General features: G+C 72.9%; 24 protein-coding genes and 1 pseudogene. 4 read left to right on the top strand and 21 right to left on the bottom strand.

The features are described 5' to 3' along the window. The first annotated feature begins 82 nt into the window (after positions 1–82). Positions 83–679, top strand: coding sequence for a TetR family transcriptional regulator (locus ACFYOU_RS15170; RefSeq protein WP_391305979.1), 597 nt, complete (start codon positions 83–85; stop codon positions 677–679). 132 nt (positions 680–811) lie between these two features. Further along, entirely contained in the window at positions 812–2,005 is a 1,194-nt protein-coding gene (locus ACFYOU_RS15175; RefSeq protein ID WP_391305980.1) for an MFS transporter, read from the top strand. Between the two features lie 48 nt (positions 2,006–2,053). Here ACFYOU_RS15175 and ACFYOU_RS15180 read toward each other — a convergent pair whose 3' ends face one another. After that, a complete protein-coding gene (locus ACFYOU_RS15180; protein ID WP_391305982.1) occupies positions 2,054–2,911 on the bottom strand; it encodes an NAD(P)H-binding protein in 858 nt (285 codons plus the stop codon). A 109-nt stretch (positions 2,912–3,020) separates the two neighbouring features. Between ACFYOU_RS15180 and ACFYOU_RS15185 the strand changes: the two genes are divergently transcribed. Together ACFYOU_RS15185 and ACFYOU_RS15190 are read left to right on the top strand one after the other, a co-directional pair. After that, positions 3,021–3,782: a TetR/AcrR family transcriptional regulator C-terminal domain-containing protein gene (locus ACFYOU_RS15185; RefSeq protein ID WP_391305984.1), complete on the top strand. Its 762-nt coding sequence runs from the start codon at positions 3,021–3,023 to the stop codon at positions 3,780–3,782. A gap of 213 nt (positions 3,783–3,995) precedes the next feature. Then, positions 3,996–5,168, top strand: coding sequence for an RCC1 domain-containing protein (locus ACFYOU_RS15190; protein ID WP_391305985.1), 1,173 nt, complete (start codon positions 3,996–3,998; stop codon positions 5,166–5,168). A 60-nt stretch (positions 5,169–5,228) separates the two neighbouring features. Here the strand turns inward: ACFYOU_RS15190 and ACFYOU_RS15195 are convergent, their stop codons facing one another. The 20 genes and pseudogenes from ACFYOU_RS15195 to ACFYOU_RS15290 form a co-directional block, all read right to left on the bottom strand. Continuing rightward, positions 5,229–5,864, bottom strand: a complete 636-nt coding sequence (locus ACFYOU_RS15195) for a DUF3710 domain-containing protein (protein WP_391305987.1) — start codon at positions 5,862–5,864, stop codon at positions 5,229–5,231. A 114-nt stretch (positions 5,865–5,978) separates the two neighbouring features. Further along, positions 5,979–6,509 carry a hypothetical protein gene (locus tag ACFYOU_RS15200; RefSeq protein WP_391305989.1) on the bottom strand — a complete coding sequence of 177 codons (531 nt, stop codon included), beginning with the start codon at positions 6,507–6,509 and terminating at the stop codon, positions 5,979–5,981. Between the two features lie 11 nt (positions 6,510–6,520). After that, positions 6,521–7,453, bottom strand: a complete 933-nt coding sequence (locus tag ACFYOU_RS15205) for an alpha/beta fold hydrolase (protein ID WP_391305991.1) — start codon at positions 7,451–7,453, stop codon at positions 6,521–6,523. A gap of 139 nt (positions 7,454–7,592) precedes the next feature. After that, the gene (locus ACFYOU_RS15210; protein WP_391305993.1) at positions 7,593–8,336 is read right to left on the bottom strand and encodes a DsbA family protein; all 744 of its coding nucleotides are present in this window, start codon (positions 8,334–8,336) and stop codon (positions 7,593–7,595) included. Beyond that, positions 8,333–9,073: a 3-oxoacyl-[acyl-carrier-protein] reductase gene (gene fabG / locus ACFYOU_RS15215; protein WP_386999670.1), complete on the bottom strand. Its 741-nt coding sequence runs from the start codon at positions 9,071–9,073 to the stop codon at positions 8,333–8,335. The genes ACFYOU_RS15210 and fabG overlap by 4 nt, the downstream gene beginning before the upstream one ends. An 8-nt stretch (positions 9,074–9,081) precedes the next feature. After that, positions 9,082–10,059, bottom strand: a complete 978-nt coding sequence (locus ACFYOU_RS15220) for a 3-hydroxyacyl-ACP dehydratase FabZ family protein (protein WP_391305996.1) — start codon at positions 10,057–10,059, stop codon at positions 9,082–9,084. Next, on the bottom strand, positions 10,059–10,316 hold the full coding sequence (locus ACFYOU_RS15225; RefSeq protein WP_385488310.1) for an acyl carrier protein: 258 nt from the start codon (positions 10,314–10,316) through the stop codon (positions 10,059–10,061). The genes ACFYOU_RS15220 and ACFYOU_RS15225 overlap by 1 nt, the downstream gene beginning before the upstream one ends. An 88-nt stretch (positions 10,317–10,404) precedes the next feature. Further along, complete coding sequence (locus ACFYOU_RS15230) at positions 10,405–11,343, bottom strand: acyltransferase domain-containing protein (RefSeq protein ID WP_391305998.1); 939 nt, start codon at positions 11,341–11,343, stop codon at positions 10,405–10,407. Beyond that, positions 11,340–12,452, bottom strand: coding sequence for a beta-ketoacyl synthase N-terminal-like domain-containing protein (locus tag ACFYOU_RS15235; protein WP_391305999.1), 1,113 nt, complete (start codon positions 12,450–12,452; stop codon positions 11,340–11,342). Before ACFYOU_RS15235 ends, ACFYOU_RS15230 begins: the two co-directional genes overlap by 4 nt. 32 nt (positions 12,453–12,484) lie before the next feature. Beyond that, complete coding sequence (locus ACFYOU_RS15240) at positions 12,485–12,886, bottom strand: hypothetical protein (protein ID WP_389766065.1); 402 nt, start codon at positions 12,884–12,886, stop codon at positions 12,485–12,487. A 1-nt stretch (position 12,887) separates the two neighbouring features. Next, complete coding sequence (locus ACFYOU_RS15245) at positions 12,888–13,295, bottom strand: hypothetical protein (protein ID WP_391306001.1); 408 nt, start codon at positions 13,293–13,295, stop codon at positions 12,888–12,890. Then, a complete protein-coding gene (locus ACFYOU_RS15250; protein ID WP_389766061.1) occupies positions 13,295–13,621 on the bottom strand; it encodes a hypothetical protein in 327 nt (108 codons plus the stop codon). The genes ACFYOU_RS15245 and ACFYOU_RS15250 overlap by 1 nt, the downstream gene beginning before the upstream one ends. Next, on the bottom strand, positions 13,614–14,618 hold the full coding sequence (locus ACFYOU_RS15255; protein ID WP_391306003.1) for an alpha/beta fold hydrolase: 1,005 nt from the start codon (positions 14,616–14,618) through the stop codon (positions 13,614–13,616). Before ACFYOU_RS15255 ends, ACFYOU_RS15250 begins: the two co-directional genes overlap by 8 nt. Further along, positions 14,618–15,412 (bottom strand): SDR family oxidoreductase, encoded by a 795-nt coding sequence (locus ACFYOU_RS15260; protein ID WP_391306005.1) that lies wholly within the window; start codon positions 15,410–15,412, stop codon positions 14,618–14,620. The genes ACFYOU_RS15255 and ACFYOU_RS15260 overlap by 1 nt, the downstream gene beginning before the upstream one ends. Before the next feature lie 39 nt (positions 15,413–15,451). Further along, entirely contained in the window at positions 15,452–16,555 is a 1,104-nt protein-coding gene (locus ACFYOU_RS15265) for a beta-ketoacyl synthase N-terminal-like domain-containing protein (RefSeq protein WP_391306006.1), read from the bottom strand. After that, positions 16,552–17,757 (bottom strand): beta-ketoacyl-[acyl-carrier-protein] synthase family protein, encoded by a 1,206-nt coding sequence (locus ACFYOU_RS15270; protein WP_389766053.1) that lies wholly within the window; start codon positions 17,755–17,757, stop codon positions 16,552–16,554. The genes ACFYOU_RS15265 and ACFYOU_RS15270 overlap by 4 nt, the downstream gene beginning before the upstream one ends. Before the next feature lie 45 nt (positions 17,758–17,802). Further along, complete coding sequence (locus ACFYOU_RS15275; protein WP_391306317.1) at positions 17,803–18,858, bottom strand: hypothetical protein; 1,056 nt, start codon at positions 18,856–18,858, stop codon at positions 17,803–17,805. 87 nt (positions 18,859–18,945) lie between these two features. Next, positions 18,946–19,800: pseudogene (locus ACFYOU_RS15280) on the bottom strand (alpha/beta fold hydrolase); the annotation flags it as partial. After that, complete coding sequence (locus ACFYOU_RS15285; RefSeq protein ID WP_391306009.1) at positions 19,797–20,774, bottom strand: beta-ketoacyl synthase N-terminal-like domain-containing protein; 978 nt, start codon at positions 20,772–20,774, stop codon at positions 19,797–19,799. The pseudogene ACFYOU_RS15280 and the gene ACFYOU_RS15285, both read right to left, overlap by 4 nt. Beyond that, on the bottom strand, positions 20,771–21,928 hold the full coding sequence (locus ACFYOU_RS15290) for a beta-ketoacyl synthase N-terminal-like domain-containing protein (RefSeq protein WP_391306011.1): 1,158 nt from the start codon (positions 21,926–21,928) through the stop codon (positions 20,771–20,773). The genes ACFYOU_RS15285 and ACFYOU_RS15290 overlap by 4 nt, the downstream gene beginning before the upstream one ends. Between the last annotated feature and the right edge of the window lie 25 nt (positions 21,929–21,953).

Raw genomic sequence — 21,953 nt, forward strand, 5'->3', positions numbered from 1 at the left:
CCGGCGACGGGCCGCGGGAGTGACGGGAGCCGCATCCGACCAAGTATTGTTCCAGGCGTCCCAAAACAGTAGAGTCACCGATGTGGGCAGACCGCGGACATTCGACGAGGGCCGGGCCGTGGAGGCCGCGTGCCGGGTCTTCTGGCTCAAGGGGTACGAGGGGGCGACGACGGAGGACCTGTGTCAGGCCACCGGGCTCGGACGCAGCAGCGTGTACAACACCTTCATCTCCAAGTCACACCTGTTCCGCCGCTGCCTCAGCCACTACATGGACACCACGGGCGCCCGCCAGGTCAGCATCATGGAGAACGCCGGCCCGGACGGACTCGGCCGGGTCCAGGCACTCCTGGAGGCCATCGTCGAGGCGGAGTTGGAGGGTCGACGCGAGGGGTACGGGTCCGGCTGCTTCACGGTGAACACCATCACCGCGCTGGCGTACGACGACCCCGAGACGGCCACGATCCTGGACCGGGACAAGGAACGGCGACTCCTCGCCCTGCGGTCCGTCATCCAGGGCGGGCAACGGGACGGCTCCATCACCTCGCCCGAGGACCCCCACGCCCTCGCCTGGTACGTGGCGTCCACGATCTACGGCATGCGGGTCGCGGCCCAGTCGGGCGCGCCGGAGGACATCCTGCGGCGGATCGTCGCCACCGGAGCGGTCGCCCTGGCCCCCTGACCCCCGCCCCCTCCTGCACTACACCACCTGCACCACCCACTTCATCGTCCCCACCGCCCCCGGACACACCGGGGGCCGCTTTTCGGGTTTGTTTTGTTCTGCGCGTTACAAAAAAATGAGACGGAGAGTTCCGTGCCCGTTCCCGTGTACCTCATGGCCCTAGGCATCTTCGCCATGGTCACCAGCGAGTTCCTCGTCGGTGGACTCATGCCGCAGATCGCCGAGGACCTCGATGTCACCATCCCCCAAGTCGGCTACCTCATCACCGCGTTCGCCCTCGCCATGACGATCGGCGGGCCCCTGGCGACCATGGCCCTGCTGAAGCTGCGCCCGAAGACGGCACTGCTCACCCTGTTCGCCGTGTTCCTCGCGGGCAACGCGCTCGCCGGCCTGTCGACCTCGTACGGGGTGATGGTGGTGGCCCGGGTGATCACCGGCGCGGCCTCCTCCGCCTTCTTCGGCGTCTCCCTGTCGGTGGTCGCGCAGATCACCAAGCCGGAGATGCGCGGACGGGCCACCGGAGTGGCCATGCAGGGGCTGATGGTGGGCACCCTGCTCGGCCTGCCGATCTCCATCCTGGTCGGCGAACAGTGGGGCTGGCGCGCCGGGTTCGGCGCGGTCGGCGTGATCGCCGTCATCGCCGCGATCGCCACGGCGGTGGCCGTCCCCGCGCTCGACCACTCGGCGGACACCGTCGACTTCGCCGAGGAGGTCAGGGTGTTCCGTTCGGCGAAGCTGTGGTTGGCCCTGGCCACGTCCATGCTCATCATCGGGGCGACCTTCGCGGCGTTCTCCTACTTCACCCCGATCCTCACCGAAGTCACCGGTTTCTCCCGCAGCATGATCCCGTTGCTGCTGCTCGCCTACGGCGCGGCCACGGTGATCGGCAACGTCGTGGTGGCCCGGCTGGCCGATGCGCACGCCGTGCGGGTGCTGGTCACCGGACTCGCCCTCAATCTGGTCTTCCTGGTGGTCTTCGCCCTGGTGGTGGAGCTCAAGACGCCCACGGTGCTGGCCATGTTGGGCGTGGGCTTCGTCGGGGTGACCATGAACCCCGCCATGATCAGCCGGGTGCAGCAGATCGCCAACGCCCGGCCGCTGCTCAACACCGTGCACTCCTCGTGCATCACCCTCGGCGTGGTCATCGGCTCCTGGGTCGGCGGTCTCGGGATCAACGCCTTCGGGCTCACCGCGCCCCTGTGGGTCGGCGCGGTCCTCGCCGTACTGGCCCTCGCCACCCTCCTGCCCGAGCTGCGGCAGCTGCGGAGCCCGCGCCCGGTGAGCGTGCTCAGCGCCGTGCCCGCGGTGGAGCGCGAACGGGTCTGACGGCCGGCCCCGCCGACCCGCACGGGTCGGCGGGGCCCGCTGGATGGCTCAACTGAACGCCGGGGCGTGGTCGTCGACCCACTGGCGGAACGTGCGGGCCGGTCGGCCGGTGACCTCCTCGACGGTGTTCCACACGGGCTGGTCCAGCGCGGCCATCGCGGCGTAGGCGGTGAACATCCCGTCGATGCCGGGGTCCGACCACCCCTCGGCGCGCATCCTCTCCCGGAGCACGTCCAAGGGGACCTCCTCGAACCGGACCGGGCGCCCGAGCACCTCGCCGATCACCCGCACCTGCTCCACCTGGCTGATCGGGGCGGGGCCGCTGAGCATCAACCGCCGGCCTCCGTACCCGTCGCCGGTGAGGGCGCGCACCGCGACGGCGGCGATGTCCCGTTCGTGGATGAGCGTCCTGCTGGACCCCCCGAACGCCTCGCGCACCACGCCCTCCCGGACCTGGTCGCCCCACTCCAGGACCGACGTGGCGAAGCTGGTGCACCTGAGGAAGGTCCAGCGCGCACCGGACCCCTCGATCAGCCGTTCCAGGCCGGCGTGGAAGTGGTTGATCGGGTCGGCCTGCTCGTCCCGGTCGTCGTCGATGCCCGCGGACGACAGGTACACGATCCGTCGGTCGCCCTCGGCGAGCGCGTCCACCACCGCGGGTGCGGCGGCGAGCGGCAGGGACGGCCAGACCAGGAAGACCGACCGGGCACCGTCCAGGGCGGGCCGCAGGGTCTCGGGCGAGGTCAGGTCGCCCCGGAACACCTCGACCGGTTCCGGGAGTCGAGCCGTCTCCGGCGTGCGCACCAGGGCCCGGACGGTCCGCCCCTCGTCCAGGAGCCCCCGGACGACCTGCCGTCCGACGTTCCCGGTCGCCCCGATCACCACTATGACGTCCTGCCGTGTCACGACACTGCCCTCCCACTCGTCGGAGCGTACAACGTACGCCTGCGTACACCATACCCATGCGTACGATGTCCTCACCAGGCGCACGGGGAACGAGGAGACGGAAGTGGTCATGTCCGGGAGCACATCGAACACCGGGGCGTCCGACGCGTCCGACGTCCTGTGGCTACGACCGCAGCGCGCCCGGCGACAGCCCCATGTGGCCCTCTCCCAGGACGAGATCGCCCGGGTCGCGCTGGCGATCGCGGACGCCGAGGGCACCGATGCGCTGACCATGCGGCGCATCGCGCAGGACCTGGGCTGCGGCACGATGTCGCTGTACCGCCACGTCCGCACCAAGGAGGAGGTGTTCGACCTGATCGTGGACACGGCTCTGGGCGAGGTGGAGCAGCCGGCCGCGCCCTCCGGCGACTGGCTGGCGGACCTGCGGCAGTTGGCGGTGGCCAAGCGCACGGTCCTGCTCGCCCACCCCTGGCTGGCGCGACTCATCGCGGGTCGTCCCCTGGTGGGGCCCCGCGCGCTCGCCTCCACCGAGTTCGCCCTGCGGGTGGTGGCGGACCTGGGACTGACCATGGACGACCGGGTGCGGGTGATCAACACCCTGCACTCCTTCGTCAACGGGTTCGTCCAGACCGAGTGGGAGGAGCGCACCTGGCGCCGCCCCGCGGACGGAACGACCGACGCGGGCGGCGACCCGGCGGACGACTGGCGGGCGCGCACCCTGCCGTACCTGCGCCACGTCCTCGACAGCGGCACCTACCCGTACTTCAGCGCCATGGTGAACGAGGCGACCCCGCACCCCGACCTCGAAGCGGACTTCGCCTGGCAGCTCCAGCGGGTGTTGGACGGCCTGGCCACGGTCGTGAACGACTGACCCGATCCGCAGCGGACGGCAGGGGGGCGACCGGTGCGGCCTCACCCCGCGCCGTCAGCTTCGGGGACGACACGCTCGTCGTTCCGGTGAATCCGACCCCCAGGACGGCGCTCCGACGCGTCGCGGGTGCCCGATAACGGTATCTGTGCACGGGTGGGTGACAGGGGAGGTCCGGATGGCCCCCTGCGCCACGCCATTCAGGTGAGGAACGACATGAACGCACACCCCCACGGCCGGGGACGCGGCGCCCGCGCGCTGTCGACACTGCTGGCGCTCCTCGCGGTCCTCGCCGCCTGGGCCCTGCTGCCCACGGCGACCGCCACCGCCCAGGAGGGCCGCGTCAAGGGCTGGGGCGCCAATGACAACTACCAGCTCGGCGGCACGGTCACCGGCGCCAAGTACAAGCCGGTGACCGTGCCCGGAGTGACCGGGGGCGACGTCGACAGTCTCGCCGCCGGCTACTTCCACAGCCTCGCCCTGCTCTCCAACGGCACCGTGGAGAGCTGGGGCCGCAACGCGGAGGGGCAGCTCGGCATCGGCAGCACCGCCGCCCAGGACCAGGCGTCCACCGTCACCGGGCTGCGCGGCGTGGTCGCCGTCGCCGCGGGTTACCAGCACAGCCTGGCCCTGCTCGCCGACGGCACGGTGCGCTCCTGGGGCCGCAACACGGAGGGCCAGCTCGGTGACAACAGCACGGCCCAGCGCAACACCCCGGTGACCGTCTCCGGGCTCACCAACGTCGAGGCGATCGCCGCCGGCGCCTTCCACAGCCTGGCCGTCCTCTCCGACGGCACGGTCAAGACCTGGGGCTACAACAGCAACGGCCAGATCGGCGACAGCACCGTCACCAACCGCCTCACCCCGGTCACCGTGCCGGGCCTGTCCGGCGTCCGCAGCGTCGCGGGCGGTCACTACCACAGCCTGGCCCGGCTCGCGGACGGCACCGTCTGGTCCTGGGGCCGCGGTTCCGAGGGGCAGCTCGGTGACAACACCAGCACCCAGCGCACCGCGCCGGTGAAGGTCGACGGCATCACCACCGCCCGGGAGATCAGCGCGGGCGTCTACCACAGCGTCGCCCGGCTCGCCGACGGGACCGTGAAGACCTGGGGCTACAACGTCCAGGGCCAGCAGGGCGACGGCACCACCACCAACCGCCCCGCCCCCATCACCCTGGACGGCGCCGCCAACGTCCGCGCGATCTCGGCCGGTGGGTACCACACCCTGCTGCTCGACCGGGACGGCAAGGTCAGCGCCGTCGGCTACAACAACAACGGGCAGCTCGGTGACGGCAGCGCCACCAACCGGACCGCCCTGGTCACCCCGGTGAACAGCCTCAGCAGCATCTCGTTGATCGCCGGTGGCGGCGAGTTCAGCCTCGCCGGCTGACACCCGCACCACCGGGGGCCGGTGCGCACCGTACGGGTGTGCACCGGCCCCCGTGCGTCCTCATGCCCGTCGCCGCCGCAGCCGCAGCCGGGAGCGCCCGGTCCTCGGGCGCCGGACCGGCGGCTCCGGCTCGGGACCGTCGAGCGGTTCCAGCGTGGCGTCCGGCAGGTACAGGGGGATCGTCTCCTCGGGCTGCATCGGATACCCGGGGGGCACCACCACGGTCCGGCGGAAGGTCTCCGCCAGCGGGCCGGCCAGCCGCCCCGGACGCCGGGCGATCAAGCCGGAGAAGACTCCGCGCAGCGTCCAGCCCGGGCCGTCCACCCCGACGAAGCGGACCTCCTGCCCGTACCGGGTGCCGTCGGGCTCTTCCTGGTGGACCCGCGCCCGCACTTCCGGCCCGAAGGTCCCCGGCACCACGACCGCGGTACCGCCCTCGGCGACGACGCCTCGCACCAGCCTGGCGCGGAACCCCTCCCAGGCGCCGTCCTCCGGCGCGGCGAACGCCTGGAGCTGAACGGCGCTGCCCTTCAGGACGACGGTCGCGGCGACGATCACCTCAGCCGCGACCTCGACGCGCAACTCCCCCTCGTCCGGCACCGGGACGAGCAGCCCGCCGAGGTCGAACCGCCCCTCGACAGGGTCGGGGTCGGACAGTTCGGAGATGTCCCAGGGTCCGGCGGGGCGGTGCGTCATGCGATCACTCCCGTGGGGCGGGCCACCGTTCGCCCGCGTCCGCCCGGCCGATGCGGGCGGCCGCGGTCCGTACGAGGAGTGTCCCGCCGGGCGGGGCGTGACGTCCAGGCCCGGTCAGCGCCCTTCGGCCAGCTTGCGCAGCACATGGAGCTGGCGTTGCATCATCAGGAGGTCGCCCCAGGCCATCAGGGGCCTGCGCAGCCGGCGCAGCACGCCGTCGTCGTCGCCCACCACGAGTTTGGCCACCAGCCGGCTCACCCCGGGCGACTCCTCGGTGACCCGGTAGGTCAGGGCGAAGCCCCCGAACAGCTTGAGCGCGCGCTCCTTGTCGAGCAGCACGGTGAGGTGGCGGTCCGGCTCGTAGTCGACCAGCCGGAAGATCGTCATGACGCGCTGGCCGACCTCCAGCCGTTCCGCGCCGGGGGTGAGCCGGCGCGGGCTGCGCCGCCCCAGGTTGTCCAGCAGGTCGTAGCTGTAGGGGGCGACCTTGAGTTGGCACAGCCAGCGGAAGACGGCTCCGGGCTCGGCCCGGACGGTCACCGCCCGGACCCAGTGCTCCCGGGGCCTGGCCAACAGGGTGTCGCAGGGGTAGGACGCACGGACCTCCGCCTCGCGCGCGCCCCACACCCGGGGCATTCCGCTCATGCGCACCCCCGTCACTTCAGGGCGCGCTGGAGGAACTCCAGCACCGCGTCGACGTACTGTTCCCGTGCTTCCTTCAGCCCGAGGAGGTGTCCGACCCCGGGCAGGATGTGCGCCTCGGCGTGCGAGTAGCGGCTGGCCAGCGCGTCCACCGAGGAGGCCGGCAGGATGCGGTCCTCCTCGCCGGCGATGAACAGCAGCGGGGTGGTGGTGTACCGCCCCTCGGCCGGCGGGGGCCACTGGGAGCGGAGCATGGCCTTGCCCGCGCGGCACAGGGTGCCCTCCAGTGCGTAGCGGGCGGGCTTGGCGCGCAGCGGGGCGGGCACCGGGAGGACCCCGGCGTCGAGGAAGTTCGCGAAGAGCGGGCCGAGTTCCTCACCGGGGCCGCTGTCGCAGATCACCGCGTTGACCTCGGTGTCGGCGTCCCTGAGCGCGTAGAACATCGGAAAGGTGGAGAAGGAGAAGCCGTAGACGGCCACCTTCGCCGTCCGGTGCACCTCGCGGGACCGCAGCAGTTTCACGATCGCCAGCACGTCGGTGGTGAAGCGGTCGCTGAGACCGGTGACCGAGCGGTCCTGGCTGCTGCTGCCGTGGTTGCGGTGATCGAAGAGGCACACCGTGTACCCCGCGTCGTGCAGGAACTTGGCGTGGCCGAGGGTGGCCGACTTGCTCAGCCCCATGCCGTGTCCGATCACCACGACGCGTTCGGGGTCGCCGGGACAGAGCCAGGCGTGGACGTGTTTGCCGCCGCCGACCGGGACCCGTAGCACCTCCGGTTCGGGGAGCCCCACGTCCACCGGGCGCTTGTGGTGCGTGCGGCGCGGCGGGTGGAAGAGCGCATAGGCCAGCGCCAGTCCGCCCAGGGGCGCCAGCGGCAACGCGAGCGCCGACAGGGCATGGGTCAACGGTGAGAAGCGGGTGGTGCTCTCACCTACGGCTCGTGGCATGTCTCTCTCCTTCACCCACGTGAACGTTCCTCGCTGCTACGCGGGGAGTCCGACGCCCGGACGGCGCCCTCCGGTGCCGGCTGCGCGACCCGATCGGCCCGGGCGCCCCCTCATCGGGGGGCCCGCGGCGCAGGGGCGGTCACCCGCAGCCGCCGGCGTGCCCCTGGTCCCCGCCCTGGCCCGTGGTCGGCGGCTCGATCGTCCGCGGCTCAACGTCCTTTGACGCGGGGGCCGTTGCGGTGCTCCCGCGGACCGACGCGGCGAACGCCTCCAGTCGGTCCACCCCCCAGAACTTGTCGAAGCCGTGGACGAGGAACGGAACGCCGAAGACGCCGTCCCGGTCGACGTCGAGGAGGGCTGCCGCTCCCCTGCGCCGCATCTCGGGATCGTCGACCGCTTCGACCAGCGGTTCCTCGGCCACCCCCAACTCCTTTGCCATTGCAGAGATCGTAGCCGAGTCGCAGATGTCCTCGCCTTCGATCCACCGCTTGCGGTAGGCGAGTTGGACGAAGTCCGGTCCCCGGCCGGCGTCCACGGCCGCCAGGTACGCGAGGTGCGGGACCTCCCAGCAGGGGTCGCGGTCCACCGGCCAGGTCGACTCCAGACCGCGTTCCCGCACCAGTCGACGTACGTCCTGGAGGACGTACAGGTGCTTGGCGCGGGACATGGCCACGTAGGGGAAGTCGCCGCCGGCGTCCGTCAGCAGCTTCCGCGACCGTTCGTCCGGCTCCCAGAACGGGCGCCACTCCACCAATGCCGCCACGTCCGGATGGTGCCGCATCAGGTCGTGGTGGGCGAGCCAGGAGTACGGGCTGCGCAGCGAGAAGTAGAACCGCGGCGGCTTCGTCCCGCGGCGCTTGCGGCCGTCCGCAGCGCCGCTCACAGGACGATGCCGCCGTCGATCTGGAACACCGAACCGGTCACGTAGGTGGCCCGGGTGAGGTACGAGATCAGCTCGGCGACCTCCTCGGGGCGTCCCAGGCGACGCAGCGGGATCTGTCCCACGGCCTGTTCGCGCACCTTGTCGGTGAGGCCCGCCGTCATGTCGGTCTCGATGAAGCCGGGGGCGACCACGTTGGCGCGGATGCCGTAGGGGCCGACCTCCTTGGCGACGGCCTTGGTGAAGCCGATGATGCCGGCCTTGGACGCGGAGTAGTTGCTCTGCGTCGGGTTGCCGTGGACGCCGGCCACCGAGGACACGTTGACGATGCACCCCGATTTGCGCTTCATCATCTCGAAGATCGCGTAACGGCACACGTAGTAGGTCCCGTTGAGGTTGACGTCGATGACGCGGTTCCAGTCGTCGTCCTTCATCATCAGCAGCGGGTTGTCCCGGACGATGCCGGCGGAGGTGACCAGCACGTCCAGCGCGCCGAACTCCTCCTGGGCGGTGGTGACCAGGGACTTGGCCGAGGCGGCGTCGGAGACGTCGGCTTGGAGGGCCAGCACCCGCACCCCGCGTTCGGTGATCTCCTTCTCCAACTCCCGGGCGGCGTCGGCGTTCGCGGTGTAGCAGAACGCCACGTCGTAGCCGTCGTCGGCGAGCCGCAGTGCGGTCGCCCGGCCCAGGCCGCGCGAGCCGCCGGTGATCAGTGCGGTGCGGGACGAGCTGTCGGACATGTGATCCCCTAGCTGCTCTCTTCGGCGCGCGCGGGCGCGTGTGCGGTCAGTTCGGAGGCCGGGCGCATCGCCATGACGACCCGGCCGATCTCCGCCACCACCTCGCCGTCCACCAGGCATTCGCCCTCGAAGACGACGGTGTCGGACAGCGCGCGGGACAGCCGCACGTGGTGCTCCATCACCTGGCCGGGCCGCACCCGTCCGGTGAACCGGATGTCGGAGATGCTGCCGAAGAGCATCACCTGGCCGCTGAGCACGTCCGGGTTGGGGCGTTCGGCGGCGATGAGGATGCCGGCCGACTGGCACCAGGACTCGACCAGCAGGACGTGCGGATAGGCGTGGTCGTCCTCGGTGGCCTGCGGGGGCAGGTCCTGGTACCAGGGTTCGTTGCAGGTCACCGCCTTGTGCGCGACGAGGTGTTCGCCGGGCACCCGTCGCAGGACCCGGTCCACCAGCAGCATCGGGTAGCGGTGCGGGAGCACCTGCTTGATGGCGGCGGCCCCCATCGCGGTGGCCCCGTCCGGTCGGGTCGGCGCCTGCGCGCGGGCCGCGGCGGTCGGGGGCACGGTGCCGGGGGCTGTGGCGGTGGCTGTGGCTGTGGCTGTGGCGGCTTCGTAGCGCAGTCTGACCTGGGCGGCGGTGCCGCGCTGCGAGGCGGCGACCGCCTTGCAGCGCCAGGCGTCGCCGACCCTGGACCAGGTCAGCTCGATGGTCAGGGTGTCCCCGGGGAAGACCGGCGAGAGGAACCGGGTGCTCTCCACCGCGGCCAGCTCCCAGACTCCTCCGGCGGCGCCCTCCCGGTCCGGCAGCGTGTCCCGTGCGCTGCGGTGGACGTGCTCGACGATGCAGACGCCGGGGAAGATCGGGAACCCGGGGTAGTGACCGGCGAAGACCCGCTCCTCGGCCGCCACCGTGACGACGGTGGCGGACTGCGAGGAGTCGAGCGGCTTCGGGGTGCCGATGACGGGGGTGCAGGCGGCGGGCATCAGCTGACCCCGAGCTTCCCGCCGAGCAGGTCGTACGCCTTCTTCAGGGTGGTGACCTCCTTGAGCTCGTCCTCGCCGAGCTTGACGTCGTACTTCTTCTCCAGCACGACCATGACCTCCAGCGCCATCAGCGAGTCGACGCCGAGCGTCTCCACGAAGTGGGCGTCGTCGGTCAGTTCCTCCTCCTCGACGTCGAGGATGTCGGCGACGGTCTGCCGCAGGTCTTCGAGGTCCAGCACCCGGGTGTTCTCGGACATCGTCGTGTCTCTCCTTCTGTGTCCACTGCTTCGGCTCGTGCTACTTCGGCGGTACGGTCCGGTCGGCCCGGTCGAGGGGTGGGCCGGCCTAACGGAGCGGTGTGGTGGGAGTGTTGACCGTGATGACGGTCGCGTCGGACAGCGTGCGGCGGACCATTCCCGTCAGTGCGCGCCCGGGCCCCAGCTCCAGGAAGCGCACGCAGCCCACCGTGTCGTGGAGCGTGCGCACCCCGCGTTCCCACAGGACGGGGCTGGTGAGTTGGCGCACCTCCAGTTCCGGCCAGTCCACGTCCCCGCCCCGGTAGGCCCGGGCGTCGACGTTGGCGACGACCGGTTCGTGCGACGCGGCGAACGGGACCGCCAGCAGGGCCCGCGCCAGTTCCTCGCCCGCCGGGGCCATCAACGGGGTGTGGAAGGCCCCGCCCACGGCGACCCGCAGGACCTTCGCGTCGTAGTCACCGGCGCGGGACTCCACGTGGTCGATGCCCTCGTGGCTGCCGGAGACCACGACCTGCCCGGGGGCGTTCAGGTTCGCCACCCACACCCGGTGTCCGGCCGTCCGGGCCGCCTCCACCATCGTCCGGGCGGTGTCGGCGTCGGCCCGCACCAGGACGGCCATCGTGCCCGGGTCCCGCTGCGCGGCCTGCCGCATGGCCCGGCCCCGGACGGCGACCAGCCGGGCGGCGTCCGGCAGGGTCAGCGCACCCGCCGCGTACAGGGCCACGTACTCGCCCAGGCTGTGCCCGGCGTACGCGACGACCCCTGACGGCTCCTCCGGATCCTCCCAGCTGCGCACGTGGTGCAGCACGATCACGGAGAGGGAGAAGACCGCCAACTGCGCCAGATCGGTCTCGCGCAGGGTCGCGTCATCGGCCTTGAGCAGCAGTTCCTCGACGTCGGTCCCGGTGTGCGCGGAGATCTCCTCGGCGAGGCGCCACGCCTCGACGTCCCGCCACGGCTCCCCCATGGCCGCGCGTTGGGCGCCCTGCCCGGGGAACAGCAGCGCCGTCGGCGGTGCCCCGCTCACCGCTCCTCCCCGCCCAGCAGCCGGAAGACCCCGGCGGCGACCACGCCGTCCCGTTCGACGGAGGTGACCAGTGCGGTGCGGCCCGCCGACGACGCGTCCCGTTCGGCCTCGGCGAGCACGGTGGTGATCTGGAAGGCGGCCGAGGCGGCGTAGGTGTCGCCGATCAGCTCGGCGCAGGGCAGGGTGCGGGGCTGCGCGTCTCCCAACACCTCGTCCAGGGCGGCCCGTTCGGCCTCGCCCTCGGGGCCGGGCAGCTGGGAGGTGGCCACCGCCCACAGTGCGTCGGGGCCGAGGCCGCCGCGCTCCCCGAGGGCCCGCAGGCACCCGGCCAACACCGACCGGATCTCCTCGGGCCCGGTGGCGAAGCCGAACTCCAGGCCCTCAACGGTCGCCAGTCCGCTGCGGCCGTGTTCCCGGGCCGTCTCCGCGGTCTCCATCAGCCACACCGCGGCGCCCTCGCCGAGCGGCGCGCCGCCCGTGACACCGCCGCGGCTGTGCCAGTCCAGCCACGCCCGGGCGGTGGAGTACTCCTCCACCGCGCCGCACAGCACGGTGGAGGCCCGCTCGGCCCGCTGGAGCCGCAGCGCGTACTGGAGGGCGAGCAGCCCGGTGGCCCGACCGCCGGCGATGGTGGTGTTGGGCCCCTTCAGTCCGTGCCAGATCGCGGACTGTCCGGCCGCGCAGTTCATCACGGTGTTGGGGAAGCGCGCCGGGTCCACGAAGAACGGCTTCTCCCCCACCAGGGAGTCGCGGGTGAAGTCCATGATGCTCTGGGCGCTGCCCGTGCTGGTGCCCAGGGCCAGCCCGGTGTCCGGTCCGATGCCGGGCAACCGGTCCTCGCCGCCGACCAGTTGGCCGAGCGCGGTCACCGCGAGACCGGTGACCCGGTCCATCGAGCGGGTGCCCTTGCGGCCCAGGCTCTCCCGGATGTCGAAGTCCGGGACCAGGCACGCCGAGGGCTGCGGCACGGACCAGCGGTCGGTGTCGACCGCCGCTTCGGTGGCCCGCGCCCCGTGCAGTCCGGCGCGGAACCCGGTGGCGTCGCGTCCCCACGGCGAGACGGCGGCCCAGGCGGAGATCAGCGGTCCCCGCTCGGCAAGGGTGGTCATGGGCGGTGCTCCTTCGGTCGTGGTGGGCGGCGTCACATGAACCACACCCGGTGGTACGAGGACCAGCTGCGGGCCAGTTCGCCGGGGCCGGCGAGGCGGGCGCCCGGCAGCAGCCGGTCCGCCGCACCCGGGCCCAGCCTCTCCAGGTCCGTCCGCTCGACCCAGACCGTCGTGCCCTCCTCCAGCAGGGTGCGCACCGAACGGCGCGGGTCGGGCAGGGTGTCCAGCTCGCGGCTGCCCAACTGCACCGAGGGCGTGTGCTCGGGGGCGGTGAGGGCGTACGTCACGGCGTCGCCGCGCAGCGCCAGGTGCAGCCCGCCGACCTGGCGGTTGAGCTCCCGGATGAAGTAGAGGACGTCGGCGAACTGGGTCTCCACCGAGCCGCGGTAGGCGCGGTCGATCATGACCAGGGCGGGGTGGGCGGCGGTCTCCACCTCAGCACACCCCCAGGGACAACGTCTTGTCGGCGGCCACGGCGTGCTCCCAGAAGGTGAACGGGGGACGCCGGCGCACCTCGGGGATCTGCTCGGCCGTGCCCCGCTCGTCGGAACAGAAGCGGCAGACGTACCAGCGCAGTCGGTCCGGGTGCTCGGCGAGCAGTCCGCGGGCCAGGGTGGGCGTCGAGGGGTAGTCCCCGGCCCAGTCCACGACGTTGCGCGGTTTGCTGTCGCCGAGGCTGAGGCGGGTGAGGCCGGTGGCGTCCCCGCAGGTCCAGATCTGTACGGTGGCGCCGCGGCCGAGCAGGGCGTGCGTCATCCGGAACGCGGTGGTCACCAACTCCGTGCGGTGCGGGCCGCCGAACAGGGCGAGCAGCACGTCGCTGCGGGCGATCTTCGGGGCCATCAGTGCCACACCACCCGGGTGCCGTGGTCCAGGAGCAGGGCGGCGACCTCGTCCATCTCCACCAGTCGCGCGCCCGGCAGCAGGTGGTCAGGAGCGAGGGCGCGCTGGTGGAAGGCGTACGCGTCGACCAGCAGTTCCCCGCCGCTGCCGGTGAAGTCGGCGACCTCGTCACACGCTCCGGGGAGCGCGGCGAAGACGGCGTTGTCCACCAGCAGCAGTGCGGTGGTCGCGCCGGCGCGGACCAGGTGCGCGGCATCGGTCACGAACCGGGTGGCACCGGGCCCGTAGGCGGGGCCCTCGCTCTCGATCAGGAGGTGTTCAGGCACGGTGGGCCTCCGTGGTGGGGCGGGGGGTCGGGTGCTGGTCCGGGCCGGCGAAGGACTCGGCCAGGAAGGTCAGCACCTGTGACTCGTACTCCCGTCGGTCGAAGCGGATGGCGTTCATGTGCATCGCGGTCGGCGCGACCCACAGGTGCGCCCCGGGCAGCGCGCGGGCGACGCGGCGCACCTGGTCCTCGGTCACCAGCGGGTCCGCGGCGCCGGCGACGAACATCAGCCGGGTGGGCACTCCGGTGAGGTCGGGCGGCCAGCGGCGCAGTGCCAGCATCCGCAGCGCGACCAGCCGGAACGTGTGCCGGTAGCAGGCGAACGCGGGTCCGCCCCGTACCCAGGCGGGCAGGCTGGCGCGGCGCAGCGTGGCGAAGTTGGCCAGCCCGGCGCCGATGTCGTAGAGCGGTCCGCTGTCCGCGACCACCGCGCACACCGGGGGCGCGCCCGGGGTGGTGAGCACCCGGAGGGAGGGCCAGGCCGAGAAGGAGAAGCCCAGCAGGGCGAGCTTGCCGCGGCCCAGTTCGGGATCGGCGGCCACCTGGCGCAGCACGTCCCGCAGGTCGCTGGTGTAGCGCCGGGCCATCCGGCCCAGTCGGCGGTCGCCGGTGCTCTCGCCGTGGTTGCGCATGTCGTAGGCGACGACGTGGTAGCCGGCCCCGTGGAGGAGGGCGATGTGGCTGAGGGTGCTGGACTTGGACCGTTCCACGCCGTGGCAGACCACCACCGTGTGCGGGCCGGTGCTCGGCACCACCCAGGCTTCCAGGGTGACCCCGTCCATCCGGGTGGTCACCTGCATCCGGCGCATCGGCAGCTTCTTGTGCTCCGGGGTGCGCCCCACCTTGCTGTTCTCGGGGTGGTAGAGCCGGTGGGCGTGGCGGGCGCCGAGCCCGACGGCCCGCAGCAGTCGCCACGGCACCGTCAGGGTCCGGCGGGCGGCCCCGAGCGGGCCGCCGGTCCGGCGGCGGCCGGTCTCCTTCGTCTCGGTGTTCTCCATCAGGCGGTCAGGACTTCCCCGCCGTCGACCCCGATGACGTTGCCGGTGATCCACGAGGTGTCGGCGCGGGAGAGCAGGGCCACCGCTTCCCCGACGTCTTCGGGTCGGGTGAGGCGGCCGTGCGGGTTGGTGCGGGTGGCCCGCTCGACGAGTTCCGCGCTCTCCGGGATGCGCTCCAGGGAGGGGGTGACGGTCACCCCGGCGCGCAGGGCGTTGACGGCGACCCCGCTGGGCGCCAACTCGACGGCGAGTTGCCGGACATGGGCCTCCAGTGCGCACTTGGCGGCGGACACGGCGCCGTAGTTGGAGGTCACCTTGGCGTTGCCGGCGCTGGTCATGGCGTAGACCTTGGAGCCGGTGCGCAGCAGCCCGGCCGCGTGGAGGTCCTGGGTCCAGTACACGAGGGAGTGGGCCATCACGTCGAGGGTCATGTTCATCTGCCGTTCGGACAGCCCGGGCCGTCCGTCCTTGGCGATGAAGGGGACCAGGGTGCCGAAGGCCAGCGAGTGGACCAGGATGCGGATGCCCCGGTCACCGGTGAGCTCCCGGAAGAGGGGGACCAGTTCGGCGCGGGTGGCGGCGCGGGCCGCGTTGGCGTTGTGGAAGTGCACCTCGCCGCCCAGGGACCGCAGTTCCTCGGCGGCCGTCGCGGCCTTCTCCTGGCCGCTGGCGGTGTCGAAGTGCACGCCGAGCACGTTGACGCCCTCGTGGGCCAGTTGTCGTGCCACGGCGAGTCCCATGCCGCTGGAGACTCCGAGCACCAGCGCCCAGGATCCTTCGAGCGGTGTTGCCATTGCCCTACTCCTCATGTGTCGTGGTGCCGGGTCGGGGGGTCACGCGGCCGAGCCGGCAGGGGCCGGTTCGGCGCGCGCGGTCCGGTCCGGGGCGGTGCGCTCGCCGTGCGCCGGGCGGTCGTCTTGCGCCGCGCGCTCGTCGTGGGCGCGGTCGTCGTGGGCGCGGTCGTCGTGCGTGCGGTCGTCGTGGGCCGGGAGGACCCAGCAGACGGCGACGTTGCCCTGGGCGGACGCGGTGACAACGGCCCCGGGGCGGTCCGGGTGCCGGTCCACCGTTCCGACGGCCTGGAGCAGCGGTTCCAGGGCGCCGGAGCCCGCGGGCACGCGTCGGACGTCCGGACCGAGGACCTGGTGCACCGCCGTGGCGACCGTCGATCCGTCCAGCACCGCGGTCACGTCCCCGGGTTCCGTCGCACCGGCCCCGGCGGGGCGGTCGGCGAGCAGTCGGGCCACTCGGGCGCGGGCCTCGTCCGGGGACGCGTCCGGCGGTACGTAGCAGGAGCGCACGGCCAGGTGCCCCAGGGCGGTGCCGCCCCGGGCGCGGAGCAGGTCCGTCCGTTCCAGCACCAGGGCGACCGCGCCGACCTCCGACCGGGCGGCGCCCGGGTCGCGCGGGTCCAGGGCCTCTTCGGTGGCGCCGGCCAGCAGCCAGGAGGCCCGGCCGAGCCGCAGCGAGCGCAGCCCCGTCTGGAGGGCCTCCAACCCGGCGATGCGCGGGGTGGTGAGGGTGAGGTTGAAGCCCTGGAGCCGGTGTTCCATGGCCATCCGGCTGCCGAACAGGTTGATCGAGAAGTACGGGGCGGTGGCCGGGCTGAGATCCGAGGCGCCGGCCGTGACGACCGTCTCGTCCATCGCGGTGTGCAGGGCCTCGGCGGCGCTGTTCGTGCCGACCGCCGCGCCGCGGTCCTCCGTCGGCACCGTCGGTCCGCCGGCCGCCGCGAGCGCGCGGTTGGCCGCGGCGAGGTAGTACTGGGCGGCCGGGGGGAGGTACTTGTAGCCCCGGCGCCCCAGTTCGGTCCGGTAGTCGAACCAGTCGCCCGGCGCGTCCGGGCGGGGGGCGTCGGCGGCGGACGCGTCGCCGCCGCGCGGGGTCACCACCCCAATGCCGGTCACCGCCACGTCGGTGGCGTCGAAGCCGGTCATGCGGCCACCTCCTGGAGGACGAGGGAGACGTTGTTGCCGCCGAAGGCATAGGCGTTGACCAGCACCGATCCGCCCTTCAGCGGGCTGGTGCGCTCCGGGAGGAGCACCCCGCACTCGGGGTCGGGGTGCTGCCGGGCGACGTTCGGGGGCACTTCGCGGTGGTGCACGATGAGGGCCGCCGACAGCGCGGCGAGCGCCCCCGCGGCGCCACCGGTGTGGCCGATCAGCGACTTGAGGCTGTACAGCGGGCGCTCGTCCACCAGGGGGCCGAGCAGGCCCGCCAGGGCACGGCTCTCCACCGTGTCGTTGATCAGGGTGCCGGTGCCGTGCGGCACCACGCAGCCGAGGTCCTGCACCCCGATCCCGGCTTCCGCGACCGCGCGCCGCATGGCCCGGGTGATCTGCGTGCCCTCCGGTTCGATGGCCGTGGTGTGGTGCGCGTCGCAGCTCCACCCCGCGCCGGCCAGCCGGGCGTACACCCGCTCCGGGGAGCGGCGGCGGGCGTGCGCGGCGGATTCCAGCACCAGCGCGGCGGCGCCCTCGCCGAACACGGTTCCGGCCCGGTCGGCGTCGAAGGGGCGGCAGCGCAGCGGATCGACGGCGCCCAACCGGTTGAAGCAGCCGAGGGCGACCCGGGAGTACGCTTCGGCGCCGCCGGCCACCACCACGTCGGCCTCGCCGGAGCGGATCAGGTCCGCGGCCAGGGACACCGCGAAGCCGCTGGCCGCGCAGGCGTTGCTGACGCTGGTGTTGGGCCCTTCGGCGCCGACGAGCCGGCCCACGGCGGAGGCCACCGAGAAGGTCGGGCTCCAGGCGTCGCGCTCCGGGCGGGACCCCACCCGCCACTCCTCGTGGAGACCGGCGTCGCCCATGCCCGTGCCGATGACCACGGCCACCCGCCGGGGGTCGGCGTCGACGGTGTCCGAGCCGTCGCCGGTCAGCCCGGCGTCGGCCAGGGCCTGTCGGGTGACGTCCAGGGCGTAGCGCGAACCGTCGCCCAGCGGCTGCCCGTCCAGCGTCTCGCTGCCGGCGGGCACGCTGTCCGCGGGCACGGAGTACATCAGCGGGACGGCCATGCGGGCGGCCGGGTCCGTCGTCGGTCGCGGTGCGCTGGTGGCCTTCGCCATGCCGTCCCGGAAGGCGTCGACGCCCCTGCCCAGGCAGCTGAGGACACCGAGTCCGGTGATGAGTACGTCGTCCATTCGTCTCTCCGAGGAGTGCGTGGGGTGCGGACGTCCGGTCGGACCTCAGCCGGCCGCGGCGGAGGCGTCCTCGCCCTTCAGGGCCCGGATCACGTGGTCGTCGAAGTTGACCAGCGACCAGTCGCGGCGGTTCTCGATCACCGCGTAGCCGTGGGTGATCCGTCCGGTCGCGGTCTGCACGAGGACGCCGTCACGGACGACGTAGCAGTCCATCCGGGAGGTGTAGGTGAGGTCCTTGAACACGTCCTCCACCGTGTAGACGGTGTAGAGGTCCTCCTCCATCAGCGCCTCTTCGAGGATCTGGATGCGGGAGTGCGGCACGACCGGGATCCAGCGGCGGTCGTCCAGCAGGGTGCGGATGGAGATGCCCCGGTCGGCGAGGAAGAGGTCCACGACCTCTTCCATCTGCCGCAGGTAGCCGGACATCTGGAGGCGCTCCGTGAAGTGGCAGTAGGGGTAGGGGATGCGCCACTTCCAGCCGAAGGCGTTGGTGTCGCCGACGAGTCGGGCCAGCACCGGGTCGGTGGCCGCCTGCGTTCCGCGGCCCTCGCCGAGCGCGGTGGTGTCGGCGCTCTCCACGGCGACCCCGTGGGCGGTGGTCTCCGCGGCGGTGCCCGCGAGGTGGGCGCCGAGCCGCTGCACCACGTACGGCGAGAGTTCGGTGGGCGGCTGCTCCGCGCTCTGGAGGTAGCCGTCGGGGCGCAGCGAGACCCGGACCTTGGAGGCGACGGCCTTGACCGGGGCGCCGTCCCGCTCGATGGTGAGCGTCACCCGGAAGCCGAGGGTGTCGGCGCCGTCCTTGGTGTCGGGGACGACCTTCGCTTCGGCGGTGTCGTCGAGGTGGAAGGCGTGCAGGATGCGGGTGTCCAGGTCGACGATGTCGAGTCCGAGTCCGAACTCCTCGTACAGCGAGCGGGAGGACAGCCCGGCGCTGCGGAAGTGGTCCAGGACGGCCTCTTCCACGAGGTAGTTGACGTGCTTGAAGCCGATCCAGGTGCAGATGTTGGAGCCCTCGTAGCGGGGCCGCACGGTCACCGTGGTGGTGGTGTTCAGCAGGGCCTTCGCGCCGGTGGCCACCGTGGCGTCGAGTGTCTCGGTCATCAGGGGGTGCTCCAGGGCTTGGACGGGGCCCGGCTGGTTGCGGGCCGTGAGGTCGTGGACGAGTCCGTTGGTGAGGGCCGCGAAGGTCTCGGGCTGCTCGACCATGGAGAAGTGGCCGGCGCCCGCCAGGACGTGCAGGGCGGCGTCGGGGAGCCTTCCGGTCAGGGCGTGTGCGTCGCCCGTCCGGGCCGCGAAGTCCTCGCTGCCGCTGATCAGCAGGAACGGCAGGCGCATCGCCGAGGTCCTCAGGTCCGGTGTGGACAGGTAGGTGTCGAAGAACCGCATCCACCCGTGGCAGCCGACCCGGTCCCGGACCTTGACGGCCATCCGTCGTTGCACGTCGGCGGGGAGCCGGCCGCCGGAGCGGACCCGGACGCCGTCTTCGAGGATGTCCTCGAAGGAGTTGAGGTAGTAGGAGAGGGCGTCCCAGTCGAAGTCGGCCGCCGCCGCGCGGTAGAACGGCGCGGCGAGCACGACCCCGCGCAGCGCGCCGTACCCGCTCGGGTCCTGCCCGCTCGGGACGTGTCCGCTCGGGTCGTGCGTCCGCGGGTCGGTGCCGGGTCCGGAGCGCGCCGACGGGTCGACGGGGTCCGGCGCGCCGGAGGTCTCCGAGTCGAGCCAGCTCAGCACCGCTCCGGCGCCGAAGGAGTGGGCGACGAGGAGGGTGGGGCCGCCGGGTACCGCGGCGGCGGCCTCCCGGACCCACCGGGCGGGCGGGGTGCGCCACCAGTCGGGCGTGCCGGAACCGCGCCAGGGCAGTTCCGCCGTCCACACCTCGCAGACCGGGTCGAGCAGGGGGACGAGCCGGGCCCAGGTGTCGCTGCTGGCGGCCAGCCCGTGCAGCAGCAGCACGCGCGGCCCGTCGGCGCCGGTCCCCGCCCGGGCCCGGGTGACCAGGACGGGGGTGTCGTGCTGGGCGGCGAGCCCCCGGGCACCGCTCATCGGCCGCCCTCCCCCGTTCGGCGCAGCAGCAGTCCGGCGACCGCGTCGCCGTCGTCGTCACCGTTGGTGAGCAGGACGGTGCCGGGCCCGTCCGCGGTGAACAGGCCGACCGCCGCGGCGCACTGGGCGACGCCCAACGCGCCGGAGGCGTGGCCCAGTACGGCGTCCAGTGCGTGGCGGGGCATGCCGTCGGTGCCGGGGACCGTCCGGTCGCCGTCGAAGCCCTCGGAGGTGAACCACGCTCCGGGGGTCGGTCCGGGGGTCGCCAGCAGCGCGGCGACGCAGGCGTCCACCGATCCCCGGCGGGTCTGGTCGCCCAGCTCGGCGACGAGGGGCACCGCGCGTCGCTCCGCCGCGGTGACGCCCTCCAGCACCAGGGCCACCGCACCGTCCAGTGCGGTCGCGGCGGGGTGCCCGGTGAGTGCCTCGGTGACCTCGTTGTGGGTCTCGACCCCGATGACCACCGCGCGTTCGGCGCGTCCGGCACGGATCAGTCGGGCGGCCCAACGGACGGTGTCCAGGCCGCTGGTGGCGCCGTTGCACACCATCAGGTTGGGGCCGCGCAGCCCGAACCGGATGGCGACCGAGGAGGCCACCACGTTGCTGGAGGCGTTGGGCAGGCCCATCGGGCTGATGCTCTCGACCGATTCGGTGGCGATGGCCGAGGCCGTGCGGCAGACGGTGTCGAGGTTGCCCAGGTTGGAGCTGGCGACCACGGCCGTGCCGGCGCCGAGCCCGCACCGTTCGCCGTCGGCGGGGATCAGCCGCGAGTCCCGTAGCGCGTCACGGACGGCCACCAGGGCGAGTTGGGTGGCCCGGTCCTTGTAGCGCAGGCCCTTGCGGCCGATGCGGTCGGCGGGCACGACGGGCTCGCCGGCCGGGCCGGTGGTGGTGGCCCGCAGCAGGTCGGCGGGGTCGTCGACGCCGGGCAGGGCGAGCCCGACCCCGGTGATGCCCACGCGGAAGTCGCTCATGTCGCGGTCCTGCCCTTCTGGGTCCGCTCGACGACGGCCACCGTGTTGACTCCGCCGAAACCGAAGGCGTCGACCTGGGCCAGCGTCAGTTCGGGTGCCTGGTGGTCCCGTTCGCGGACGAACCGGAACCGGTCGGCCTCCGCGACCGGCTCGTCCAGGCCGAGGGTCGCCGGGACGCGTCCGGTGGCCATCGCCCGCAGCGCCACGATCAGGCTGAGCAGCCCGGAGCCGCCGGAGGTGTGCCCGGTCATGGACTTCAGTGCGGTCATCAGGGGGCGGGTGACGTCCTCGCCGAAGACCGTGGCGACCGCCGCGGCCTCCGCCTCGTCGTTCAGCAGGGTGCCGGTGCCGTGCAGCATCACCAGGTCGATGCCCGCGGGTTTCACGCCCGCCCGGTCGTGGGCCTCCCGGACCGCTTCGGTGATGCCGGCCGGGTCGGGGGCGGTGACGTGGTGCGCGTCGCAGTTCATGCTGACCGACCGCAGTCGGCCGAGGGACCCGGTCGCGGGGCCGTCCTCACGGCGGAGCACCACGGCGACCGCGCCCTCGCCCATCAGCACGCCCTTGCGCGCCCGGTCGAAGGGTTGCACGCGCTGCGGCGGTTCCATGTGGACCCGGTCGAGCAGGCCGTACATGCTCTCGGTCAGCGTGTCGACGCCGGCCACGACCACCGTGTCGCTCTCGCCCGCCTCGATCAGGTCCGCGCCCAGGGCGAGGGCGTGGAGCGAGGCGGAGCAGGCGTTGGAGAAGGTGTGGCTCTGCACCGCGCCGAACCGCTCGCGCAGCGCGGTACCGAAGTGCAGCCGGTCGACGCCGAAGGCGGCGCCGTCGCGCCAGGCCAGTTCCGCGGAGCGCAGTTCCCGCAGTCCGGTGCCGACGAGCACCGGCACGTCACCGAGGTCCTCGCCGAGGCCCGCCTGCCGCGTGGCCTCGGCGACCGCCGAGAGCAGCCAGTCGGTGGCCCGGTAGGGCCGGTCCCGGCGGCCCGGGGGCCGGTCGTCGATCTCGTACGCGTGCCGGGTCCGGTACCGGGCGGCGTCGAAGCCGCGCAGTTCTGCCAGTCCGCTCCGTCCCGCGCACAGGGAATCGAAGACCTCGTCCACGTCACCGCCGATGCTGGCCTTCGCACCGGCGCCGGTCACCAACACGCTCATCTCGCCCCTCCCGGGCACGTCAGGC

The organism is Streptomyces sp. NPDC005955 (assembly GCF_042871255.1).
Taxonomy (GTDB): Bacteria; Actinomycetota; Actinomycetes; order Streptomycetales; family Streptomycetaceae; genus Streptomyces.